The 22,206-nt window shown below is 71.4% G+C and carries 27 protein-coding genes; 23 read left to right on the forward strand and 4 right to left on the reverse strand.

Annotation, left to right across the window (positions count from 1 at the left end):
* Positions 1–249: 249 nt before the first annotated feature.
* From J2W78_RS21440 to J2W78_RS21460, 5 genes are read left to right on the forward strand one after another with little or no spacing between them, the layout of a single operon-like run.
* Entirely contained in the window at positions 250–678 is a 429-nt protein-coding gene (locus J2W78_RS21440) for a hypothetical protein (RefSeq protein WP_253373614.1), read from the forward strand.
* Positions 641–1,906, forward strand: coding sequence for a DNA-packaging protein (locus J2W78_RS21445; protein ID WP_253373615.1), 1,266 nt, complete (start codon positions 641–643; stop codon positions 1,904–1,906). Before J2W78_RS21440 ends, J2W78_RS21445 begins: the two co-directional genes overlap by 38 nt.
* A gap of 47 nt (positions 1,907–1,953) precedes the next feature.
* On the forward strand, positions 1,954–3,126 hold the full coding sequence (locus J2W78_RS21450; RefSeq protein ID WP_253373616.1) for a phage portal protein: 1,173 nt from the start codon (positions 1,954–1,956) through the stop codon (positions 3,124–3,126).
* A 57-nt stretch (positions 3,127–3,183) separates the two neighbouring features.
* Positions 3,184–3,654, forward strand: a complete 471-nt coding sequence (locus J2W78_RS21455; protein WP_253373617.1) for an HK97 family phage prohead protease — start codon at positions 3,184–3,186, stop codon at positions 3,652–3,654.
* 32 nt (positions 3,655–3,686) lie between these two features.
* Complete coding sequence (locus tag J2W78_RS21460; protein WP_253373618.1) at positions 3,687–4,955, forward strand: phage major capsid protein; 1,269 nt, start codon at positions 3,687–3,689, stop codon at positions 4,953–4,955.
* Between the two features lie 6 nt (positions 4,956–4,961).
* On the opposite strand, the gene J2W78_RS21465 is transcribed toward J2W78_RS21460, so the two are convergent.
* Together J2W78_RS21465 and J2W78_RS21470 are read right to left on the reverse strand one after the other, a co-directional pair.
* Positions 4,962–5,810 (reverse strand): S1 family peptidase, encoded by an 849-nt coding sequence (locus J2W78_RS21465; protein WP_253373619.1) that lies wholly within the window; start codon positions 5,808–5,810, stop codon positions 4,962–4,964.
* Positions 5,811–5,957: 147 nt separating this feature from the next.
* Positions 5,958–6,713 (reverse strand): trypsin-like serine protease, encoded by a 756-nt coding sequence (locus tag J2W78_RS21470; RefSeq protein ID WP_253373620.1) that lies wholly within the window; start codon positions 6,711–6,713, stop codon positions 5,958–5,960.
* A gap of 33 nt (positions 6,714–6,746) precedes the next feature.
* On the opposite strand from J2W78_RS21470, the gene J2W78_RS21475 reads away from it, so the two are divergent.
* The 17 genes from J2W78_RS21475 to J2W78_RS21555 all read left to right on the forward strand — a co-directional run bounded on the left by J2W78_RS21475 (position 6,747) and on the right by J2W78_RS21555 (position 20,003).
* Positions 6,747–7,322, forward strand: coding sequence for a head-tail connector protein (locus tag J2W78_RS21475; RefSeq protein ID WP_253373621.1), 576 nt, complete (start codon positions 6,747–6,749; stop codon positions 7,320–7,322).
* 22 nt (positions 7,323–7,344) lie between these two features.
* Positions 7,345–7,683, forward strand: a complete 339-nt coding sequence (locus J2W78_RS21480; protein WP_253373622.1) for a head-tail adaptor protein — start codon at positions 7,345–7,347, stop codon at positions 7,681–7,683.
* Positions 7,680–8,099, forward strand: a complete 420-nt coding sequence (locus J2W78_RS21485; protein ID WP_253373623.1) for a DUF3168 domain-containing protein — start codon at positions 7,680–7,682, stop codon at positions 8,097–8,099. Before J2W78_RS21480 ends, J2W78_RS21485 begins: the two co-directional genes overlap by 4 nt.
* Before the next feature lie 30 nt (positions 8,100–8,129).
* Positions 8,130–8,540, forward strand: a complete 411-nt coding sequence (locus tag J2W78_RS21490) for a phage major tail protein, TP901-1 family (RefSeq protein ID WP_041357588.1) — start codon at positions 8,130–8,132, stop codon at positions 8,538–8,540.
* 2 nt (positions 8,541–8,542) lie between these two features.
* Positions 8,543–8,869, forward strand: a complete 327-nt coding sequence (locus J2W78_RS21495) for a gene transfer agent family protein (protein WP_253374112.1) — start codon at positions 8,543–8,545, stop codon at positions 8,867–8,869.
* On the forward strand, positions 8,866–9,096 hold the full coding sequence (locus J2W78_RS21500; RefSeq protein WP_253373624.1) for a phage tail assembly chaperone: 231 nt from the start codon (positions 8,866–8,868) through the stop codon (positions 9,094–9,096). Before J2W78_RS21495 ends, J2W78_RS21500 begins: the two co-directional genes overlap by 4 nt.
* Positions 9,096–9,722, forward strand: a complete 627-nt coding sequence (locus J2W78_RS21505) for a phage tail tape measure protein (RefSeq protein ID WP_253373625.1) — start codon at positions 9,096–9,098, stop codon at positions 9,720–9,722. The genes J2W78_RS21500 and J2W78_RS21505 overlap by 1 nt, the downstream gene beginning before the upstream one ends.
* 11 nt (positions 9,723–9,733) lie before the next feature.
* The gene (locus J2W78_RS21510) at positions 9,734–10,375 is read left to right on the forward strand and encodes a DUF2460 domain-containing protein (protein ID WP_253373626.1); all 642 of its coding nucleotides are present in this window, start codon (positions 9,734–9,736) and stop codon (positions 10,373–10,375) included.
* A gap of 10 nt (positions 10,376–10,385) precedes the next feature.
* Complete coding sequence (locus tag J2W78_RS21515; protein WP_253373627.1) at positions 10,386–11,279, forward strand: DUF2163 domain-containing protein; 894 nt, start codon at positions 10,386–10,388, stop codon at positions 11,277–11,279.
* Positions 11,280–11,286: 7 nt separating this feature from the next.
* Positions 11,287–11,751, forward strand: coding sequence for an NlpC/P60 family protein (locus tag J2W78_RS21520; protein ID WP_253373628.1), 465 nt, complete (start codon positions 11,287–11,289; stop codon positions 11,749–11,751).
* 26 nt (positions 11,752–11,777) lie between these two features.
* Positions 11,778–15,686, forward strand: coding sequence for a baseplate multidomain protein megatron (locus J2W78_RS21525; protein WP_253373629.1), 3,909 nt, complete (start codon positions 11,778–11,780; stop codon positions 15,684–15,686).
* Positions 15,687–15,710: 24 nt separating this feature from the next.
* Positions 15,711–16,793, forward strand: a complete 1,083-nt coding sequence (locus tag J2W78_RS21530) for a DUF2793 domain-containing protein (protein ID WP_253373630.1) — start codon at positions 15,711–15,713, stop codon at positions 16,791–16,793.
* 56 nt (positions 16,794–16,849) lie between these two features.
* Positions 16,850–17,413 (forward strand): lysozyme, encoded by a 564-nt coding sequence (locus J2W78_RS21535; protein WP_253373631.1) that lies wholly within the window; start codon positions 16,850–16,852, stop codon positions 17,411–17,413.
* Between the two features lie 31 nt (positions 17,414–17,444).
* Positions 17,445–18,050 (forward strand): hypothetical protein, encoded by a 606-nt coding sequence (locus J2W78_RS21540; RefSeq protein ID WP_253373632.1) that lies wholly within the window; start codon positions 17,445–17,447, stop codon positions 18,048–18,050.
* 49 nt (positions 18,051–18,099) lie between these two features.
* Complete coding sequence (locus J2W78_RS21545; protein ID WP_253373633.1) at positions 18,100–18,453, forward strand: hypothetical protein; 354 nt, start codon at positions 18,100–18,102, stop codon at positions 18,451–18,453.
* A gap of 462 nt (positions 18,454–18,915) precedes the next feature.
* On the forward strand, positions 18,916–19,287 hold the full coding sequence (locus J2W78_RS21550) for a PepSY domain-containing protein (protein ID WP_253373634.1): 372 nt from the start codon (positions 18,916–18,918) through the stop codon (positions 19,285–19,287).
* 38 nt (positions 19,288–19,325) lie between these two features.
* Entirely contained in the window at positions 19,326–20,003 is a 678-nt protein-coding gene (locus tag J2W78_RS21555; protein ID WP_253373635.1) for a response regulator transcription factor, read from the forward strand.
* A gap of 4 nt (positions 20,004–20,007) precedes the next feature.
* On the opposite strand, the gene J2W78_RS21560 is transcribed toward J2W78_RS21555, so the two are convergent.
* Both J2W78_RS21560 and J2W78_RS21565 read right to left on the reverse strand, forming a co-directional pair.
* Positions 20,008–20,406: a type II toxin-antitoxin system VapC family toxin gene (locus tag J2W78_RS21560; RefSeq protein ID WP_253374113.1), complete on the reverse strand. Its 399-nt coding sequence runs from the start codon at positions 20,404–20,406 to the stop codon at positions 20,008–20,010.
* On the reverse strand, positions 20,406–20,642 hold the full coding sequence (locus J2W78_RS21565) for a type II toxin-antitoxin system VapB family antitoxin (RefSeq protein ID WP_253373636.1): 237 nt from the start codon (positions 20,640–20,642) through the stop codon (positions 20,406–20,408). The genes J2W78_RS21560 and J2W78_RS21565 overlap by 1 nt, the downstream gene beginning before the upstream one ends.
* A 92-nt stretch (positions 20,643–20,734) precedes the next feature.
* On the opposite strand from J2W78_RS21565, the gene J2W78_RS21570 reads away from it, so the two are divergent.
* Positions 20,735–22,150: an ATP-binding protein gene (locus J2W78_RS21570; RefSeq protein WP_253373637.1), complete on the forward strand. Its 1,416-nt coding sequence runs from the start codon at positions 20,735–20,737 to the stop codon at positions 22,148–22,150.
* The last annotated feature ends 56 nt before the right edge of the window (positions 22,151–22,206 follow it).

The raw sequence follows: 22,206 nt of genomic DNA on the forward strand, positions 1-22,206 counted from the left end.
TCCCTTGGTATGGAGGCGGTGATGCGCACTCCTTAGCTTATCTACGGATGAGGCTCGGTTGGCGTTCCTGGTCTATGGAAAAATTCATATCAGACCCTGTCCGGAATGATGGCAGTCGCACACCGTAGGGTCGTCCGTTTCAGACCAAATTCCTCTCTTGCGTTAAAAATAGGAATTTATAGATTGACAGCGCGACGCTCCTCGTGTAGGTAAAGGGCACGCTCGAGAAGTGTGGATGGAGACACCGCGATGCCGGAACCCTCCGAGCCACGCGGTGAGCCCGCGCCGGGTGTCCCTTCGAAGCCAAGTCCCAAGTCAGCCCGCAAGCGTGCGCCGGATGCCCGGCGGCTGCGGGCGCAATTGCGCGCGCATATCGAGCGGCAGATCGCACGCTTCGATGCTGCGCTCGATGCCGAAGTGTCGCCCGCCGGGTTCGATTCCGGGAAAGTGCTGCGCGATCTCGGCGGCCTGAAGAACATGCTCGACGACATGAAGGCGGCCGACCGGGCCGCGCGGCAGGGAGGGGCGGATGGTGCGGCCGGCCGACCACCCCTGCGCGCCTCCGACCTCGTGGCGATGCGCGCGGATATCGCGCGCCGCTATGCTGCATTCGCGGCGACGGAGCCGGACGACGGCCTTCTTGACCCGTCTCTCACCGGACCATCTGCGCCTGCTTGAGGCCGATTGGCTTCACATTGCGCGGCACGACCAGCTTCCGCCGGCGGGAAGCTGGACGACCTGGGCGGTGATCGGCGGGCGCGGCTCCGGCAAGACCCGGACCGGCGCCGAATGGGTGCGCGGCCTTGCCCTCAGCGATCCTGTTTTCTCGCCGGAGCCGGTGGAGCGGATCGCGCTTGTCGGCGAGACCTTCGCCGATGTGCGCGACGTGATGATCGAAGGCCCGTCCGGGCTTCTCGCCCTGCCGCGTCTCGGCGGCGCGCCGCCGGTCTGGCAGCCATCGCGGCGGCGGGTGGTGTTCGAAAACGGCGCGGTGGCGCTGGCCTTCTCGGCCGAGGAGCCGGATTCCCTGCGCGGCCCGCAATTCGGCGCCGTGTGGTCCGACGAGGTGGCCAAGTGGCGTGAGGCTGAGGCCACCTACGACATGATTCAGTTCGGCCTGCGGCTCGGAACGCATCCGCGCGGTCTCGTTACCACGACGCCGCGTCCGATGCCGCTGATCCGACGGCTGCTCACGGACCCGCGCACGGTGGTGACGCGCTCGCGCACCGCCGACAACGCGCAGAACCTTGCGCCGAGTTTTTTGGAGGAGGTGGTCGGCCGCTATGCCGGCACCCGGCTTGGGCGGCAGGAACTCGACGGAGAACTGATCGAGGATCGGCCCGACGCGCTCTGGACCCGTGCTTCCATCGAGCGGGGGCGCGTCTCCGAGGCGCCGCTGCTGCAGCGCATCGCCGTCGCCGTCGATCCGCCGGCCTCCTCCCGTGTTGGCGCCGATGCCTGCGGTATCGTCGCGGCCGGGTTTGCTGCCGACGGAACCGCCTACGTGCTGGCCGATGCGACCCTGGAACAGGCTGCACCTGCGGTGTGGGCGCGGGCTGCGTTGGCCCTGTACCACCGCTTGGCAGCCGACGTGCTGGTGGCCGAGGTCAACCAGGGCGGCGAGATGGTCGTCGCGGTGCTGGCGGAAGCCGACCCGAGCGTGCCCGTGGCGACGGTGCGGGCGACTCGCGGCAAGCTGCTGCGGGCCGAGCCGGTCTCGTTACTCTACGCCCAGGGGCGCGTCCGCCATGTCGGCCCGCTTCCAGCACTGGAGGACGAGATGTGCGCCTTCGGTCCCGGCGGTCTGCCCGGCGGCAGCTCGCCGGATCGGCTCGACGCGCTGGTCTGGGCGCTCACCCACCTGATGCTCGCGCCATCGGTCGAGCCGCGCATCCGCCGGCTCTGAAGGCCCCGGTTAATTTCACGTGAAACATCGCCAGCGGGAGGCGTGCCATGCCTGGATTCATCGCGCGGCTCGCCAAGGCGGCTGGATTCGTCCCCAGCACGAAGGCGAGCGCGGCATTTGCCCTCTACGGCGAAGGCCGAGCGGTCTGGACGGCGCGAGATTACGCGGCTTTGGCTCGCGAGGGATTCCAGCGCAACGCCGTCGTCCACCGCTCGGTCCGGCTCGTCGCCGAGGCCGCGGCCTCACTGCCGCTGACGCTGGCCGGCGCCGAGGACGCGCATCCGTTGCTCGATTTGCTCGCCCGGCCCAACCCCCGCGAAGGCGGGATGCGCTTTCTCGACGGGATCTACGGACATCTCTTGGTATCCGGGAATGCGTATATCGAGGCGGTCGAGATCGATGGCCGGCCCCGAGAACTGTTCTCCCTGCGCCCGGACAGGATGCAGGTCGTAGCCGGCGCCGACGGCTGGCCCGCGGCTTACGAGTACGCCGTCGGCGGCCCGCGCATCCGTTACGAGCAGGCCGGCGCCGTGCCGCCGATCCTGCACCTGACGTTGTTCAATCCGCTCGACGACCATTACGGTCTCTCGCCGATGGAGGCGGCGGCGGTGCCGCTCGACATCCACAACGCGGCCGGCGCCTGGAACAAGGCGCTGCTCGACAACGCGGCGCGCCCCTCCGGCGCCTTGGTCTTCGCACCCTCGACTGGTGCGGCGTTGAGCGACACCCAGTTCACCCGGCTCAAGGCCGAGCTGGAGACGAGCTATCAGGGCAGCGCCAATGCCGGCCGTCCGCTCCTTCTCGACGGTGGGCTCGATTGGCGTCCGCTCTCGCTCTCACCGAAGGAGATGGACTTCGTCGAGGCGAAGGCGGCGGCTGCCCGCGAGATCGCGCTCGCCTTTGGCGTCCCGCCGCTGCTGCTCGGTCTTCCCGGAGACAACACCCACGCGAACTACGCCGAGGCCAACCGCGCCTTCTATCGCCAGACGGTGATCCCGCTGGTGCGCCGCACCGCCGATTCGCTCGCCCGCTGGCTGGAACCGGCCTTCGGCCCGGCGCGGTTGGAGCCGGATCTCGACGCGGTCGAGGCTCTCGCGACCGAGCGCGAGTCGCTCTGGCGCCGCGTGCAGGGCGCAGACTTCCTGTCGGTGGACGAGAAGCGTGAGGCCGTCGGTTACCCCGCGCAGGACGCGGGGCAAGGCACCGGCTCTTCGGCCTAAGGCCCCGGCGGGATTCGGGGCGAGCCCGTTCTTCACCCCTCTTTTCGAGGTCTTTCGATGGATGGCCATTTCACCGGCTACGCCAGCCTGTTCGGCGTGCCCGATCTCGGCCGCGACACCGTCGCGCCGGGGGCGTTTGCCACGAGCCTCGCCCGGCGGGGCGCGCGCGGGGTGCGGATGCTGTGGCAGCACGATCCGGCCGAGCCGATCGGCTCCTGGCTCTCCCTCAAGGAGGATGGACGGGGCCTGCACGTCGCCGGTCGGCTCAACCTTGCGGTTCAGCGCGCCCGCGAGATCGACGCGCTGATGCGCGAGGGCGCCCTCGATGGCCTCTCCATCGGCTTTCGCGTCGTGCGAGCGTCCCCTGAGCGCGGCGGACGTCGGCTGCTCGCCGTCGATCTCTGGGAGGTGTCGCTGGTGACCTTCCCGCTTCAGCCCGACGCGCGGGTGATCCGCGCCGCAGCACCCCGCCCCTTCGTCCCGCCACGCCTGCGCCTTGCGGCCCCGCCGCTCGCGGCGCGCGCCTGAGCCCTCCGTCTTCCTTCACCAACGAGGATGCCATGACCGAGATGCGTTTCGAAACCAAGGCCCCCACCTGCCTGCCCGAGAACAAGGCGGCGACCTTCGGCGCGGAAGCGGTGCTCGACGAGTTCGCCCGCGCCTTCGAGGCATTCAAGGAGGCCAACGACGTCCGCCTCTCCGAGATCGAGACACGGCTCACAGCGGATGTGGTGACGGAGGAGAAGCTCATCCGCATCGACGCCGCTCTCGATCAGACGAAGAACCGCCTCGACCGGATCAGCCTTGACCGTGCCCGGCCGCCGCTCGGCGGGACGGAGCCGGCGCGCGACGCCTCCACCACCGAGCACAAGGCGGCCTTCGACCTCTATGTCCGGGCCGGCGAGAGCGCCGGCCTCAAGCGGCTGGAGGAGAAGGCACTCTCCGCCGGGTCCGGGCCCGACGGCGGCTACCTAGTGCCGCCGACGATCGAGCGCGAGGTGCTGCGTCGGCTCGCCGAGATCTCGCCGATTCGCGCGATCGCCACGGTGCGGGCTGTCTCCGGGGGGCAATACAAGCGTGCGGTTTCGGTCAACGGTCCCGCTGCGGGCTGGGTTGCCGAGACCGCGCCTCGGCCGCAGACCGACGCGCCGAGCCTGTCCGAGTTGAGCTTCCCGGCAATGGAACTCTACGCCATGCCGGCGGCGACCCAGACACTGCTCGACGACGCGGTGCTCGATATCGATGCGTGGCTCGCGGAGGAGGTCGAGACGGCGTTCGCCGAACAGGAGAGCGTCGCCTTCGTCACCGGCAACGGCGTCGGCCGGCCGAAGGGCTTTCTCAGCTACGACACTGTGGCCAATGCGAACTGGGCGTCGGGCAAGCTCGGCTTCGTTGCGACCGGGGCGGCCGGCGCCTTCCCGGCGAGCAACCCGAGCGACGTGCTGTTCGATCTGATCTACGCGCTCCGCGCCGGCTATCGCCAGGGCGCCAGCTTCGTGATGAACCGGCGGGTGCAGAGCGCGATCCGCAAATTCAAGGACGCGGACGGCAACTACCTCTGGCAACCGCCGCTCGCCGCCGACCGGGCCGCGACGCTGATGGGCTTTCCGCTGGTCGAAGCCGAGGCGATGCCCGACATCGCCGCCGGCAACCATTCGATCGCCTTCGGCGACTTCAAGCGCGGTTACCTCGTCGTGGACCGTGTCGGCCTGCGGACCTTGCGCGATCCCTACTCCGCCAAGCCCTACGTCCTGTTCTACACCACCAAGCGTGTCGGCGGCGGGGTACAGGATTTCGCCGCGATCAAGCTGCTCCGGTTCGCCGCCTGATCGTTCTCAATACATCCGCCGCCGGGCGGGCCGGGCCATCCACTCGGTGCGCCCGGCCTGAGCCGCCGCCATGTCGGCGGTCATCGCTTCCATCTCGGCGGTGCGCGAGGAAATCCAACTCGCGTGCTCGCCGGTGGGGGTGACGGCGGTGAAGCCGCCGCAGGCGGTGCGGGCGCGCCGGTCCTGGCGCATGGCACCGCTCGACCAGCTCACCACACCGACCATCTGGCCGCCGCGCAGGATCGGGCCACCGGAATCACCCAGGCAAGCACCGGCGCCGGCGGTTTCGGCCATGCGCCGCGAATCGGTCACGACCGTGACGCGGTTGGCGACTTGCAATGAGCCGATCGACACGAGATGCGCCGTGCGCAGCGTCCGCGCCGTGTTGCGGCGGTTCTCGGCGAGCACGCCGAAGCCCGCGATGTCCACGTTGTCGCCGGTGGTGATCGAACCGCCACGCGGATCGAGCGGGCGGAAGCCTGCGCCGACCGGTTGTTCCAGCTTGATCAGGGCGAGGTCGATGCCGGGCTGTTCCTCCGGCGTCGTGCCGGGGACGAATTCAGGATGCATCGAGACGGCGACCGCCCGCAGGCGGCGCTGGCGGAAGTTCGGATCGACCACGACGACGTTGTAGCCGGCCTTGTGCATCACGCAGTGGGCCGCCGTCAGCACGATGTCCTGCGCGATCAGGGTGCCCGAGCAGATCTCGCCCTGCGTGCTTTCAATGCGTACCACCGAGGCGCGAAGTCCGCCGGGATCGCGAGAGGTGCGACCCTCGACCACGGCGTGCGCCGAGAGGGGGACAAGACCCAGCAAGGCACCGAGCAGGCACGCGCGAAGGGGGCTCGCGACCATCTTTTCTGTTCTCCCAGGGCCCGGGCGCGGTGCGCCGGATTCCATGAACGAATCCCGAGCCGGTTGAAGCGTATCTGAAGGCAATTCGGCGGCCAAGGTCCGGTTCCTGATCGGCTGCGGCGCGCGGATCACGATCGGTTAAGGACGTTACCAGCGCGCGAAGGCACCCCAGCCGGACAGCGTCCGGTCGATCCAGTCGCGCTGCGGCCCGAGCAGGATGCCTTGGGTCAGGCCGCCGCAGGCGTCCTTCACCCATGCGGCGATTGCGACCACTGCCGCGCCCTCAAGGATCGGCCCGCCGGAATCGCCCTGGCAGCCGCCCGCCTCCGGCGCCTTCAGCCAAACCAAGATGCGACTTGGGCCGTAGGGCTCGACCACGGCCAGCGTTGCGCCGCGATAGCGGCCGATCGAGCGTCGGTCGCCGCCCCGCGTGGCGCCGTACCCGGCGAGTGTCAGGTTCTGGCCCGCCCGCGGCATCGCGGTGCTCAACATGGCCGGCATGAACCGCGCCGGCAGGGGCTGGCGGGTGCGCAGCAGCGCGAGGTCGATGGAGCGGGTGCGCCCGCGGATGGCATCGCCGTCATAGGCCGGATGCAGGCTACGGGCGGCCGTCTCGGCCAGCACGGGGCGGCCTGCTTCGTCACGGTAATGGATGCGGTTCTCGCTCACGCCCGCCACGCAATGGCCGGCAGTGAGCACCGCATCCGGCGCGACGACGATCCCTGAACAGACCCCGCCGCCGGAGGTCAGCACCATCACCGCCGAGGCCGCGCCCGGCACCGCCGCGCCCTCCCGGCCGCCGACGATGGCCAGGGCCGGGGATGCGGCAAGCAAGACCGCGAGTGCTGAGGCCCGGAGAGCACGGCGCTCCGCATGGGCGGCGGATGGGTTCGGCGCGCGCATCGGTGACGAAAAACGCTTTCAGGAGAGGCTGGTATGACCCCGATACGCGTCGAGGAGACCGGCGTCGAGCCGGTGAGCGTGGCCGAGATGCGAGGCTATCTCCGGCTGTCCTCCGACGAGACCGCCGACGACGCCTTGATCGGTCGCCTGATCCCGGCGGCGCGGGCGGCGGTCGAGGCGGCCGCGCGCCGGCTGCTGCGGCCCGCCCGCTTCCGGGTGGTGCTGGCGGCTTGGCCCCGGCTGGGGCTGATGCCGCTGCCGCTGAGCCCGCTCGTTGCCGTGCTCCGCACCGGGCTCGTCGATGGGCGCGGCACCCTCACCGAGATCGAGCCGGGCCCGATCCGCGTCGGTCCCGATCCCTGGGAGGCGCCCTGCCTCCTGTTCGGGCCGGACCTGCCGCGGCTCGGCACGGCCTCGGCTCTGGTCGAGGTCGCTGCCGGCTGCGGCGGCGAGGGGCCGCCTGTCCCCGAGCCGCTGGTCCAGGCGCTGCGCCTGACGATCGCCGACTGGTTCGAGAACCGCGGTGATGCGGGCCGCGAGGGTGCGCCCCGGCCGCTGCCGCCCGAGGCGGCGGGGCTCGCCGCCGCCTGCCGCCGGATGCGGCTCTGATTCCGATTCACGGAGACCAACCATGACACACAGGCCGCTCGGCGCGCGGCGGCGGCGCCTCGTGCTCGAACTGCCGGTGGACGAGCTCGACGGGTTCGGAGGCCGGCTCCGCCGCTACGTCGCCGGACCCGTGCTGTGGGGCTCGCTGGAATCGCTCGGCAGCGCCGCCACACGTGGCGGGCGCACCGACCGGCCCGGCCTCTACCGCGTCGGCCTGCGCTACCGCCCCGGCGTCACCCCGGCGATGCGCCTCGCCGACGGACCCCGCCGCTTCGCGATCCGCGCCGCCGACGACCCGGACGGGCGCCGCCGCGACCTCGTCTGCGAGGTGGAAGAGGTGATCGAGGAGGCTTCCCCGTGACGCGATCGAGCCCCCTGCTGGCCCTGCGCGCCGGCCTTCTCGCTCACCTTGCCGGGGACGCTCCGCTCGCCGCGCTGATGGGCGGCCGCCTGCGGCTCTACGACGAGCCGCCGCAGGGCGCCGCCCCGGTCTACGCGCTGTTCGGATCGACCGAAGTGAGCGACGATTCCGTCGATGGTGCGCAGCGCCACCGCCACGCCTTCGCGGTGGTGGTCTTCGCCAAGCCGGGCTCGGTCCGCTCGGCCCTGGACGTGGCCGAGCGTATCGCCGCCCGCCTCGACGAGGCCGACCTCGCTGTGAGCGGCCACACCGTCGTCCTCCTGCGCCTCAAGAGCCTCGCCACTCTCCGCGACGAGCGCACAGGCGAGGCGCGCGCGACCCTTTCCTTCGAAGCGGTGACTGAAGTCACCGCCTGATCATTCCTCGAGAACGCCGGAGCCGCGAGCATGAGCGCACAGAGGGGCAGGGACCTCCTGGTCCGAGTCAGCAACGGGTCCGGCGGCTTCGTCGCGGTGGCGGGCCTGCGTGCCCGCCAACTCGCCTTCAACGCCGAGACAGTGGACGTCACCAACGCCGATTCGGCCGGGCGCTGGCGCGAGTTGCTGGCGGGGGCGGGCGTGCGCCGCGCCGCGGTCGCGGGCTCGGGCGTGTTTCGCGACGAGGCCTCCGACGCACGCCTGCGCCAGATGTTCTTCGATGGCGTGATCGGCCTGTTCCAGATCGTGGTGCCGGATTTCGGCACGATCGAGGGTCTGTTCCAGATTACGAGCCTCGAATATCGCGGCGAGCATGCGGGCGAAGTGACTTTCGACATGGCCCTCGATTCCGCCGGCCCCTTGAGCTTCGCGGGGGCATGACGATGGCCAACCGCCGACGCGGCGAGGTGCCGCTGACCTTGGGATCCGAGCGCTACACGCTCTGCCTTACCCTCGGCGCGCTCGCCGAACTGGAAGACGCGCTCGGTGCGGGCGACCTCGCCGGCCTTGCCGAGCGCTTTGCCGGCGGGCGGCTCGCCGCGCGGGACTTGATCGCACTGCTCGGCGCGGCTTTGCGCGGCGGCGGCCACGCCCTCGACGACGAGGCGGTCGCCCGCCTGCCGCTCTCCGGTGGGCTGGCGGCCGTGACCGCGGCGCTCGGCGAGGCGCTGGTCGCGGCCTTCGGCGAGGCCCCTCTCGCGGACCCTTGACCCCTGCGGGAAGACACGCGCCGGAGACGCCCGTCTCCGCCTTCCCGTGGGATGCGGTGCTGGCGCTCGGTCTGGCGACCCTGCGCTGGCGCCCGCGCGACCTTTGGGCCGCCACGCCCCGCGAACTCGCCGCAGCAGCCGGCTTGATCCGCCCGGCGCCCGATGCGCCGAGCCGGGCGGACCTCGACCGGCTGCTCGCCGCCCATCCCGATCCGGGAGCCCTGTGATGACCGACAGCGACCGCAGCAATGCCGAGCGCGCCAGGCAGCTCGAAACCCTCGACCGATTGGCCCAGCGCTTCGGCAACAGCCTGTCCTCCGCCTTCGACCGCAATCTCAATGCCGGGCGCCAGCTCGACGGCGTGCTGGCCTCGCTGGCGAGCAAGCTCTCCAACGTCGCGGGCAAGGCGGCGCTGGCTCCGGTCAAAGCGGGCGTGACGAGTCTCGTCAACAGCCTGCTGAGCGCAGCGTCCGAAGGCAGCGGCACCACGGCGCTCGCCAAGGGGGGCGTCGTCGCCGATGGGCGGATCGTGCCATTCCGCCTCGGCGGCGTTCTCGGCGGGGGACGGGTGCGCCCCTTCGCGGCCGGGGGCGTCGTGGCGGCGCCGACCTATTTTCCGCTTTCCGGACCTGAGGGCGGCACCGGCCTGATGGGCGAGGCCGGGCCGGAGGCGATCCTTCCGCTCAGGCGGGGCAGCGACGGCCGCCTCGGCGTCGCCGCGGGGGGAGCCGAGCGGCCGGTCGCGGTCACCGTCAACATCGCCACACCTGACATCGAGGGCTTCCGCCGCTCCGAGGCCCAGGTCGCCGCCCGCCTCGCCCGCGCGGTCGCCCGTGGGCGCAGGGCGTTGTGAGGAGCACCGCGATGCCGTCAGACTTCCACGAGGTCCGCTTTCCCCTCGATGTCGCCTTGCGCGGCAGCGGCGGCCCGGTGCGGCGCACCGAGATCGTCACGCTGGCGTCGGGCCGTGAACATCGCAACAGCCGCTGGGCGGATTCGCGCCGCCGCTACGATGCCGGGCTCGGCATCCGCACCCTCGATGCCCTGCACGCGGTGCTCGGCTTCTTCGAGGAGCGGCGCGGACGGCTCTACGGCTTCCGCTACCGCGACCGGGTCGATCACCGCTCCGGCCCGCCCTCGCGGGCGCCCGCGCCGACCGATCAGCGGATCGGCACCGGCGACGGCACGACCCGCGTCTTCGCCCTCGCCAAGAGCTACGGGAGCGGGCCGGAGGCCTACCGCCGCACCATCGCCAAGCCGGTGGCCGGCAGCGTGCGCGTGGCGGTGAACGGTGCTGAGGTGGCAGCCCCGAAGCTCTCCGTCGATCCGGCCACGGGCCAAGTCGTCTTCGCCGCCGACGCGGTGCCGCCCGTGGGTGCCGCCGTCACCGCGGGCTTCGAGTTCGACGTGCCGGTCCGCTTTGATACCGACGAACTCACCGTCGATCTCGCTGCCTTCACCGCCGGCGAGGTGCCGCACATCCCGCTGATCGAGATCCTGCCCTGAGGGGAAGCCGATGCGCGCCGTTCCGCCCCGTCTCGCCACCCGCTTGGAGGGCGGTGCGACCACGCTTTGCCGCTGCTGGTCCCTGCGCCGCCGCGACGGCCTCGTCCTCGGCTTCACCGACCACGACCGCGATCTCATCCTCAATGGCGTGACCTACGCCGCCCGCAGCGGGCTGGAGGCGGCCGAGGCCAGTGCGGAACTGGGCTTTGCCGTCGGCGGGGGCGAGGTGGCGGGCGCACTGACCTCGGCCGGGCTCACGGAAGCCGACGTCGCGGCAGGGCTCTATGACGGGGCGGGGGTCGAGACCTGGTTGGTCGATTGGGCCGAGCCCGAGGCGCGCCTGCTCCTCGATGTGGCGACCCTTGGCGAGATCCGCCGGGAGGGGGGCGCCTTCGTCGCCGAACTGCGCGGGCTGATGCATCGCCTCGACGTCACCGTCGGGCGCAGCTTCCGCGCTGCCTGCGACGCGGAACTCGGCGACGCCCGCTGCCGCGTCGATCTGAGCGATCCGCGCTTCCGCGCGACCGGAACCGTACGGGCCGCGCCCGAGCCCGGCCGGCTCAGCGTCGCGCTGGCGGGGAGCTTCGCCGCGGGATGGTTCTCCGGCGGGCGCCTGACCTGGGATACGGGCGCCAATGCCGGACATGCCGCGGATCTGCGCGGCCATCGCCGTGACGGCGCGGCGGCGATCCTCGACCTGTGGGATCCACCGCCGCGTCCGGCCGCGACCGGCGATGCCTTCACTCTCGTCGCCGGCTGCTACAAGAGCCTCGCCGCCTGCCGCGAAAAGTTCGCCAACACCCTCAACTTCCAGGGTTTTCCCCATATGCCCGGCAACGACTTCGTGCTGCGCGCAGGGCCCGAGGCCGGAGCACGCCTCGACGGCTCCAGCCTGTTCCGATGAGGCCACCATGGATGTCGATGCGTCGCCGCTGCCTGAGCGGATCGTGGCGGAGGCCCGCGCCTGGGCCGGAACGCCCTACCGGCATCAAGCCTCGCTGAAGCGCGTCGGTTGCGACTGTCTCGGCCTGCTCCGTGGGGTTTGGCGGGCGGTGCTCGGACCCGAGCCGGAGGAGGCGCCGCCCTACGCTGCCACCTGGGCCGAATCGGCACCGGCCGGCAGCGACCCGCTGCTCGCTGCCGCGCGCCGGCATCTCGTGCCGATCGCTGGGCCGCTGAGCACCTACCAGCCCCAGGCAGGCGACGTCCTGCTCTTCGCGTTTCGCGCATATTTGCCGGCAAAACACTGTGCGATCGCGACCGGCCCGGCGGCGATGATCCACGCCCATGACGGCGCGGCGGTGACCGAGGTTGCCCTCACGCCGTGGTGGCGGCGCCACCTCGCCCACGCCTTCCGCTTTCCCGATCCGCTCTGAACCACCCGTCTGCCGGAGGCACCGCCATGACGACGCTCGTCCTGCAAACCGCCGGCGAGGCGGTCGGCAATGCGCTCGGCGGCCCCATCGGCGGGATGATCGGGCGCGTGGCCGGTGCGGCCGGGGGCGCGGCGCTCGACGACGCGCTGTTCGGCGCCGGCACGAGCCCGCGCTTCGTGGACGGGCCGCGGCTGACCGAACTCGGCGGCCTCGCCTCCACCGAGGGCGCGCCGGTGCCCCGCGTCTACGGCCGGGCGCGCGTCGGCGGCACTTTGATCTGGGCGACGCGCCCGCTCGAGATCGCCAACACCACGGTGGAGCGGTCCTCCTCCGGCTCGAAGGGCGGGGCGGGTGGGCAGAAGACCGTGCGCACCGCCTACAGCACTTTCATCAGTCTCGCCGTCGGGCTCTGCGCGGGCGAGATCGCCCTGGTTCGCCGGATCTGGGCGGATGGCAGCGAACTCGACCTGACGACGCTCAATTGGCGCGTCCATCCCGGCTCGGCGACGCAGGCGCCCGACCCCCTCATCGTCGCCAAGGAAGGGGCGGACAACGCGCCGGCCTATCGCGGCCTCGCCTACGTCGTGTTCGAGCGTCTGCCGCTCGCCGCCTTCGGCAACCGCATCCCGCAATTCGCTCTCGAAGTGATCCGCCCCGTCGCCGGGCTGGCGGGCAAGATCCGCGCAGTCTGCCTGATTCCCGGCTCTACCGAGTTCGGTCTCGATCCGCTCGCCGTCAGCGAGGATGCGGGATTCGGTTCTACGAAGCCGGCAAACCGTTTTCAGTTCCAGGGCGCGAGCGATGTCGTCGCCTCCCTTGATGCGCTCCAGGCTTTATGCCCGCGGCTCAAGCGGGTTTCGGTCGTAACGAGCTGGTTCGGCGACGATTTACGCGCCGGGCACTGCACCGTGACGCCGCGGGTCGATGCGACGGCGAAGGCGACGACGGGCGAGCCCTGGTCCGTCGCCGGGCTGAGCCGCGCCGCGGCGCGGGCCGTTTCCCGCTCCGGCGGCACCGCCGCCTATGGCGGTACGCCGTCCGATGCCGGGCTTGGGCGGTTGGTGGCAGACCTCACCCGCCGCGGCCTTGCCGTGGTGCTCTATCCCTTCGTGATGATGGACGTGCCGGCAGGCAACGCCCTTCCAGACCCGTACCGGCCCGGTGAAACGCAGCCGGCTTACCCTTGGCGTGGGCGCATCACCTGCGATCCTGCTCCCGACCGAGCTGGAAGCCCGGACGGAACCGGCGGTGCGGCCGATCAGGTCGCGGCGTTCTTCGACGGGCCGCAGGGCTACCGGGCGATGATTCTGCACTATGCCGGCCTCGCCGCCGGTTGGGCGGCGGCCGGGTCGCCGCTTGCCGGTTTCATCCTCGGCAGCGAGTTCGTCGGCCTGACGCGGGTGCGCGGGCCGGCCGGCGCCTATCCGGCGGTCGAGGGGCTCCGGCGCCTCGCCACGGAGGTCCGCGCCCGCCTCGGCCGCGATGTGAGCCTCGTCTACGCCGCCGACTGGACCGAGTACGGCGCCCATGTCCGCGAAGGCGGCGCCTCCGTGCGCTTCCCCCTCGATCCGCTGTTTGCCGATCCGTCCATCAATGCCGTCGGCATCGACTACTACCCGCCGATCTCGGATTGGCGTGACGGGCCTGATCATCGCGACGCGGCGGAGGCGGCGAGCTTCTACGACCGCGCCTATCTCAAGAACCGCCTCGGCGCGGGCGAGGCGTTCGACTGGTACTATGCCAGCCCCGAGGATCGCGCCGCGCAACACCGCACGCCGATCACCGACGGCGCCCACAACAAGCCGTGGATCTACCGGGCCAAGGATCTCGTCGCGTGGTGGTCGAACCCGCATGTCGAGCGGAGCGGCGGCGTCGAGACCGGGCCGACGGCCTGGGTGCCGGGAGCCAAGCCGATCTGGCTCACCGAGATCGGCATCCCGGCGGTCGACCGCGGCACCAACGGACCCAACGTCTTTCCCGATCCGAAATCGTCCGAGAACGCGGTTCCGCCCTTCTCCCGCGGCACCCGCGACGACCTGATCCAGACCCGCGGCCTCGACGCGATCCTGGCGCGTTTCGATGCCGAGGCGGACGGTTTTGAGCCGGCTCACAATCCGGTCTCGCCGCTCTATGGCGGCTGGATGATCCCGGCCGAGGACATCTACGTCTGGGCCTGGGATGCCCGGCCGTTTCCGGCCTTCCCCGATTTCACCACCGTGTGGTCGGACGCCGCCAACTGGGCCCTCGGTCACTGGATCACCGGCCGGATCGAGGGGGTGGAACTCGACCGGCTGATCGCGGCGATCCTGGCCGATCTCGGCATCGATGCGCCCCTCGACATCCATGCCGCCGGCTTCCTCGACGGCGCCGTGCTCGACAGGCCACTCTCCGCGCGCGAGGCGCTGGAACCGCTCACCCGGCTGTTTAACCTGGACGTCTCGGTCTCCGCAGGCACCCTACGGGTTCGCGATGGGCGCAGGAGCGCGCCCGCCATGCTCGACGCGGGCGACCTCGTTCTCGGCGAGGGCGAGGCGGCCCCCTTGCGCCGGGTGCGGGCGCAGGAGAGCGAGCTGCCGCGCTCCGTCGCGATCGGTTTTTCCGACGGCGAGAGCCCGGATTACCGCCGCGCTACCGTATCGGCCGCACGCCCGGCCGGAGCGCGGCGGCAGGAAGTACGCGTCGAGGCGGCGGTCGTCACACGGCGCGACGCCGTGCAGACGCTGGCGGAGACCGTCCTCGATGCGGCGCTCGCGGGTCGGGACACGGCGGCCTTCGGGGTGAGCCCGCGCCGGATCGATCTGGAGCCGGGCGATGTGGTCGCGCTCCCGGACGAGAGGGGCGGGACGCTTCACCGGATCGTGCGGATCGACGACGCGCCGACGGGCCGCCGGATCGAGACCCGCGCGGTGCCGCTGCCCCGGCCCGATCCCGCGCTCACCGCGCCGGCCCCGAGAACAGGCCGGAGGCCGCCGGCCATGCCGGGGCCGGTCTTCGCCCTGCCGCTGGTCCTGCCGGTGGAACGTGGCGACCCGGTGCCGCTCGTCTATCTCGCGGTCTCGGCCGATCCCTGGCCCGGCGCCGTCGCGGTCTGGCGCTCGGCCGGGGAGGGGGCGCCGTTCGCGTTCCACCGCACCCTCGACCATCCGGCCTGCCTCGGTCGCACGCTGACCCCGCTGCCCCCGAGCCCGCTCTGGCGCTTCGACCGCAACGCCCGCCTCGACGTCACCCTACGCCACGCGGAGGGGTTGAGCGCCATCGGCGAGGCCGCCGCGCTGGCCGGCGGAAACCTGTTCGCGGTGATCGGCGCGGACGGGGCGGTCGAGATCCTGTCCGCGGCGAAAGCCGAACTGGTCGGGGCAGAGACGTGGCGGCTCTCGGGACTGCTGCGGGGGCTGGCCGGTAGCGAGGCCGCCGCCGGCCGATCTGCGAGCGCGGGCAGCTCCATCGTGCGCCTCGATGAAGGCGCCGTACGGCCCCTCGTGGATCGGCTCGACGAGGTCGGCCGCCGCTTCCTCTACCGGGTCGGCCCGGCGGAGCGCGATCCGGCCGACCCCGCCTTCGTCGGCTTCGCGGCCACAGCCGACCTGACCGCCTTCGTTCCCTTGAGCCCGGTTCACCTGCGCGCCCGGCGCGAGGCCGGCGGCATCCGCTTCCAGTGGATCCGGCGGGCGCGGCGCGATGCCGATGCCTGGGAGCCGGCCGACGTACCACCGGGCGCGGGGACCGAGGCCTACCGCCTCGACATCCTCGCCGAGGACGGGCGGATTCTGCGCAGCCTGAGCAGCGACACGACGAGCGCGCTCTACGCCACCGCCGACGAGATCGCCGATTTCGGCGTGCGCCGCACCGAGATCGACGCCGCATTGGTGTCGATCGATCGGCTCGCAGGCCCCGGCCCCACCCGCCGGACACGGGTGAGCCTGCGGACCGTCTGACATCTCACGCTGACGGAGTGGCCCATGGCCGATACGACCCCGAGCCTCGCCCTGCCGCTGATCGCGGGAGGGCAGGCGCAGAAGCATGTCACCCACAACGAGGCCCTGGCGTTGCTCGACGCGCTGGTGCAGCTCGCCGTCCTCGACAAGGATCGGGCCGCGCCACCCGCGAGCCCGGCCGAGGGCGACCGCTACCTGATCGTCTCGGGCAACCCGAGCGGGGCCTGGACCGGCTGGGCCGGGCGCATCGCCCGCTTCCAAGACGGTGCGTGGCTGTCCCTCAAGCCGCTTGCGGGTTGGACGGCCTACGTCGCCGACGAGGTCGAACTCTACACCTTCACCGGCTCGGCCTGGATGCCGTTCCGCGCGACCATCTCCGCCTTGCACAACCTGACCCGCCTCGGGCTCGGCACCGGGGCGGATGCGGACAATCCCTTCGCGGCCAAGCTCAACAAGGCGCTCTGGACCGCTTTGCCGATCGCCGAGGGCGGCAGCGGCGATCTGCGCTACACCCTCAACAAGCAGGCGGCCGGCAACACCCTCTCCCTGCTGATGCAGACCGGGTTCTCCGCCCGCGCCGAGATCGGCCTGACCGGCGACGACGACCTTCGCGTAAAAGTCTCCCCGAATGGTGGCGACTGGTTCGATGCGCTGCGGATCGCGCGCGCGACGGGCCGGGTCGCCTTTCCCGGCCGGATCACCGTTGCGGACGTACCGGTGCTGACGGCGCAGGTGATCGCCGGCAATAGCGGGCCGGGCTCCTTTCCGGCCGGGGGGACACGGTACTTCACCAACGCCCTCGTCGGCGGCCACCAGAGCGAGGTCTACGCCGCCGCCGGGCGGCGGGGGCGATTCCGGGATCTGCGGGTCGTGACGCAGGGCGCGCCCGGCGCCGGCGAGAGCTGGACCTTCACGCTCCAGAACCTGTTCACCGGCACGGCCCTGACCTGCACGATCGCCGGGGCCGGCTCCAACCAAGCGGCCGACCTCGTCAACAGCGCGGTCTTCGAGGCGGCGGACCGCTGGTGCCTCAAGATCGTGGCGAGCAGCGGGGCGCAGTCCACGACCAACATCCTGTTCTCGCTGCTGTTCGAGGGCCTTGAATAGGCCGCCGGCCGCCGAGGTTGACGTTCGACCCATCCCCTCAAAACCGGAGATTGACGATGGACCTCAGTGCCGTCGGCCGCGCCGTGCTGATCGCCCGGGAGGGGCGGCGGCTGCAGGCCTACCGCGACAGCGTGGGTGTCTGGACCATCGGCATCGGCCACACCGCCGCCGCCGGGCCGCCCGTGCCGCGGGCGGGCCTGCGCATCGGCGCCGGGGAGGCGGACGCGATCTTCACCCGCGACGTCGCGGCCTTCGTCCGCACCGTCGCCGAGGCGATCCCCGAGCCGCTGCCGCAGCACGCCTTCGATGCGCTGGTCTCGCTCTGCTTCAACATCGGCCCGGCGGCTTTCCTGCGCTCCACGGTGCTGCGGCGCCTGCGGGCCGGCGACCGGGCGGGCGCGGGCGAAGCGATCCTGATGTGGAACCGCCCCGCCGTGATCATCCCCCGCCGACAGGGCGAGTTCGACCAGTTCCGCACGCCCTACGAGACCGCCCTGCCGCGCGCCCGGCGCGGCGATGCGGGGCCTGTCTCCGCTCCCGCCGCAGCCCCGCCCTCACCGCCCGGCGCTCGGCCCGGCTGGGGCGCGCGCCTGCGGGACTGGCTGCGCGCCGGCCGCTGACCCCTTCTTTCGCCCCGAAAGGATCGTTCCCATGACGCCGACCAAGGTGACATCCAACAAGGTCCTCGTTCGAAGCTTTGCCCGAACAATGGCACGGGTTTTCCTCGTCAGACCCGTCCTGCCGCCGCTCCTCCTGCTCGGCTGTTGCTGCGCGCCCGCGCACGCGACCCCGCTCCCCGTCATCGACGCGGCAACGCTGGTCTTGCCCTGGGGCGACGCCGTCGTGGCGCTCGTCCAGGGATTGTCCGCGCTGCTGACGCCGATGCTCGTCGCCGGGCTCGCGGCGGTGCTCGCGCGCTTCGGCGGTCCCTTGCGGCTCCTCGTCACCGACGCGCTGGTCGAGCGCCTCGTGCGCAACGCCACCGACTACGCCCTGAACGCCGTGGCCGGCGCCGTCCGCGGGCGCAGGCTGACCGTCTCCGTCGGCTCGGCGGTGATCGCGCGGGCCGTGCAGCGGGCGCTCGATCAGGCGCCGGCCTGGCTGATCCGGGCGGCGGGCGGCGGCGAGGGCGTCGCGGAGAAGGTGTTCCGGTCCCTGCCCCTGGAGGCGGCGGCGACCGCCGGCAACACCCTCGAACCCGCTCTGGAACGCGCCCTGGGGCAAGGGACCGCGCGGGGGAGCCGCAAGGCCGTCTGATCGTCCGGTATCGCGCAAGACCGGAGCCGATGATCCGGGAGGCGGTGCAATGGACAAGATCGCAGCCGAAGCCGCGCGTCTCCTCTTCGCCGATGGGGGCACGGGCTGGATCGTCGCTGTGCTGCTGGGGCTGGCCTGCCTCCACCTCTACCGGGACGGCCTGCGCGTGCTGGAAGCGCGCATCGCCGAGACGGGCGCCACCGCCGCGGCACTGGAGCGCGCTTCGCAGACCAACGCGGCGGTGGCCGCCGCCCTGGAGAGCCGCACCCGCGTGCTGGAGGATCTGGTCCGGCTCACGGGCGAGACCGCTCGGGCGGTCGCGCGTAGCGACGAGCGCGCCCGGGAACGGTTCGAGGACCTCCTGCGGCGCATCGGCGAGTTGCAGCACCGGCCGAATCTCTGACACGCGATACGGAGTCTTCCATGCTCGGCCGTCGCTCCTCCGCTCATGCTTGCGCCGCCGGCTCGGAGGGAGCCAAGTCGCGGGCCTCCCGCCGAAGCCGGTCCCGTGCCGCCGCCGGCCGCCTGGAGGCGGCGCGCCACGGTTTCGAGCGATCACTGATCACGCTGCGCCGGGCCGCCCTCGACGCGGTCGACAGCGGTGATCTGGCAAGCCTGGCCATGCGCGTGTGTGGTGAGCGTCGCCTTCACGCCAGTAGGGAGGGGACGGCGTGAAGGCGGCCGGCCCTGCGCAGTCCTGCCCAGGGAACCGCGTCGGCGATTCCGCCTTGTCCCCGGCAACATCGCCGACCCGGACATGGCCCTCGACCGCAAGACATCTACGACGGCAGCATCCCCCTCGGGTGCGCCTGCGCTCGCAAACATTCAGGGCGCATTCAGTGCGCTGGCGCGACAGTCATTCTCGATGCGCCAAGCTTTCGCCCTGTTGATCGTCGTCTCGACCGCCGCGGTCCTCGCGGCGGGGGCGGTCGGCCCTCTCGCCGAGGAGACCGGGGCCCTCGCGCCCGTTCCGGCGCAGAGGGAGCCGCTGAACCGCGGCGACGATTGCCTGTCGCCCGCGGACCTGCGGGAGGCGGTGGCCGAGAAGCGCGTCGTGCCGCCCATCGCCGCGATCCGCGCGGCGCGCCAGATCGTTCCACGGGCCGAAATCCAGCGCGCCAGCCTGTGCCGGCACGAAGCGGGTCTCGTCTATCTGCTGACGGCCTTGCGTCGCGACGGGCATTTCATGCACGTCATGGTCGATGCCCAATCGGGACAGGTGAGCGGGCAGTGGTAAGCGTGGCGGTGCGCCGCCGGGATGAGGAGTGACCGACCGTGCGTCTGCTCGTGGTCGAGGATGACCGTGACATCAACCGGCAGGTCGTCGCCGCGTTGGAAGAGGCCGGCTACGTCGCCGACAAGGCTTTCGATGGCGAGGAGGGCGGCTATCTCGGCGAGAACGAGCCCTACGACGCCATCATTCTCGACATGGGCCTGCCCAAGGCCGATGGCGTCACCGTGCTCCAGAACTGGCGCCGGGCCGGGGTGAAGACCCCCGTCATCATCCTCACCGCCCGCGACCGCTGGTCCGACAAGGTGGACGGCTTCGACGCGGGTGCCGACGACTACGTCACCAAGCCCTTCCACATGGAGGAGCTGATGGCCCGGGTGCGCGCGATCCTTCGACGCGCGGCGGGTCACGCCAGCAGCCAGATCGCGTGCGGCCCCGTCACCCTCGACACCCGCTCGGGCCGCGTCTTCGTGGACGGCGCCCCGATCAAGCTGACGAGCCACGAGTACCGGTTGCTCTCCTACCTGATGCATCACACCGGCCGTGTCGTCTCCCGCGCCGAGCTGACCGAGCACCTCTACGATCAGGATTTCGACCGCGATTCCAACACCATCGAAGTGTTCGTCGGGCGCCTGCGCAAGAAGCTCGCCGTGGACCTGATCCAGACGGTGCGGGGGTTGGGCTACCTGATCGATCCGAACCAGCCGCCCGCGCGGGGGTGAGGCCTCATTGGCTGCCAAGATCGGTGAGCGCGAAATCCTCGCCTTTGTAGAGGAGAGGCACTCTGTGACTCCGGGCCACCGCGTAGGCGAAGCAGTCGCCCATGTTGACGTGGGCCGGATGTCCCGTTCCCTTGCCGTACCGCTCGAAGGCATCGAGGGCCCGGTCCGCATCCTCTGCCGTGATCGGGACAAGACCGATCCGGGCGAGGTCGAGCAGCATCTCGATATCGGCTCGGGCCGCCTTGAGCCCGCCCTGCTTCTTGCGGGCGATGCCGAGGACTGCCTCGTAGACGGCAATCGGCGAGGTGATGGTGGGTCCCGCCCTTTCGAGGCGAGCGGCGAGGGCGCGTCCCTCCGGCTCCTCCGTGATGATGGCGATGAGAGCGGAGGCGTCGACGAACATCATTCGTCGTTCAATCCGTCGGAAAAAGCCTTGTCGGCATCAAGGCCCGTGGACGGCCGCGCGGTCACCCGTTCGTGCAGAGGCCTCAACCGTTCCCATAGGCCAGGCCGGGCCTCGTCCCGCTCCAACTCGTTACGCACGGCGACCTTGATGGCCTCGGTGAGCGGAACGCCCTTCCGCTCGGCCAGAAGGCGGACGAGGCGGTCCGTCTCCGCGTCGCGGATATGCAGGGCCATGGGCAACTCGCTTCATCTCTGTGTAGAAAGCCGACGCGCATGATGTCCATGCCCGCGTCCCAGCATGCGAGACGCGCTTCGAGCCAGCACTCATGACCGATCGCCTCGCTTGGCTCCCCTTGCGCCGCCGCTCCATTGCGGTGCGGCTCGCGGTCTCCTCGTTCCTGTCGAGCACCGCGATCCTCGTCATCGCGGCCTTCATCCTCACCACGCTCTACCGCGAGAACACCGAGCGCGCCTTCGACAGCCGCCTGCTCGTCTTCGCCAACAACCTCGCCACCGATCTCGTCTCGCCGAGTGACCCCGAGACACGCTCCTTCTCGCTCGGCGATCCGCGCTTCGACCTGCCGCTGTCCGGCTGGTACTGGCAGGTCGGGCGGCCCGACGCGAAGCCGCGGGATCTGCGCACCTCGCGCTCGCTCGTCGGCGTGCCGCTGAAAGGGCCCGATCAGGCCGGCACCGCGACCATCGGGCAGATCCGCCAGGGCTACGGCCGGGGCCAGGACGACCGCAGCCTGCGCATCGTCGAGCGCGACGTCGATGTCGGCGCCGACGGGCGCTACACCGTGCGGGTGGCCGGGCCGGCGGATGAGATCGTCAACGACGTCGAGCGCTTCCGCTTCTCGCTGTTCATGACCTTCGGCCTGCTCGGCTTCTCGCTTGCGGCCACCGCGCTGCTGCAGATCCGCTTCGGCCTCGCGCCGTTGCGCAAGCTGCGCACGGCGCTCGGCTCGATCCGCCGGGGCGAGGCCGACCGGATCGACGGCGAGTATCCGCGCGACATCGCCCCGCTGGCGGGTGAGATCAACCTGCTCATCGAGACCAACCGCGAGATCCTGGAGCGCGCCCGCACTCAGGTCGGCAACCTCGCCCACGCGCTGAAGACCCCGCTCTCGATCATCGTCAACGAGGCCGGCGGCAGCGAGGCCCCGCCGGAGCTGTCGGAAAAGATCCGCGAGCAGGCGGCGGTGATGCGCGATCAGGTGAACTACCACCTCGACCGGGCGCGGGCCGCCGCGCTCGCCGGCACCCTCGGCACCTCGACGGAGGTCGAGCCGGCGCTGGCCGGCTTGGTCCGCACCTTCGGCAAGATCTACCGCGACAAGGACATCGCCTACGAGGTCCACGTCCCGCCGGGCCTGCGCTTCCGCGGCGAGAAGCAGGATTTCGAGGAGATGATCGGCAACCTCGTCGACAACGCCTCGAAATGGGCCACGGGCCGGGTCTCGATCTCCGCCGCGCCGACGGCCGAGCACGACTATCCCCACCTCCTCGTGGCGGTGGAGGATGACGGGCCGGGCTTGCCGGAGGAGGATCGCGCGGCGGTGCTCAAGCGCGGCCGCCGCCTCGACGAGACCAAGCCGGGCTCCGGCCTCGGCCTGTCGATCGTGGCGGATCTCGCCACGCTCTACCGCGGCCGCTTTCGCCTCGAGGCGGCTTCCCTCGGCGGCCTGCGCGCGGTGATCGAGGTGCCGGGCGACGCCCCCGCGGGGGGCGGACAACGCTGAGTGGTGGCGGCCTTCGCGAAGGTTACGCATCGGCACGTCTGTGCTATGGCCCTGCT

The organism is Methylorubrum extorquens, from assembly GCF_024169925.1.
Taxonomy (GTDB): domain Bacteria; phylum Pseudomonadota; class Alphaproteobacteria; order Rhizobiales; family Beijerinckiaceae; genus Methylobacterium; species Methylobacterium extorquens_A.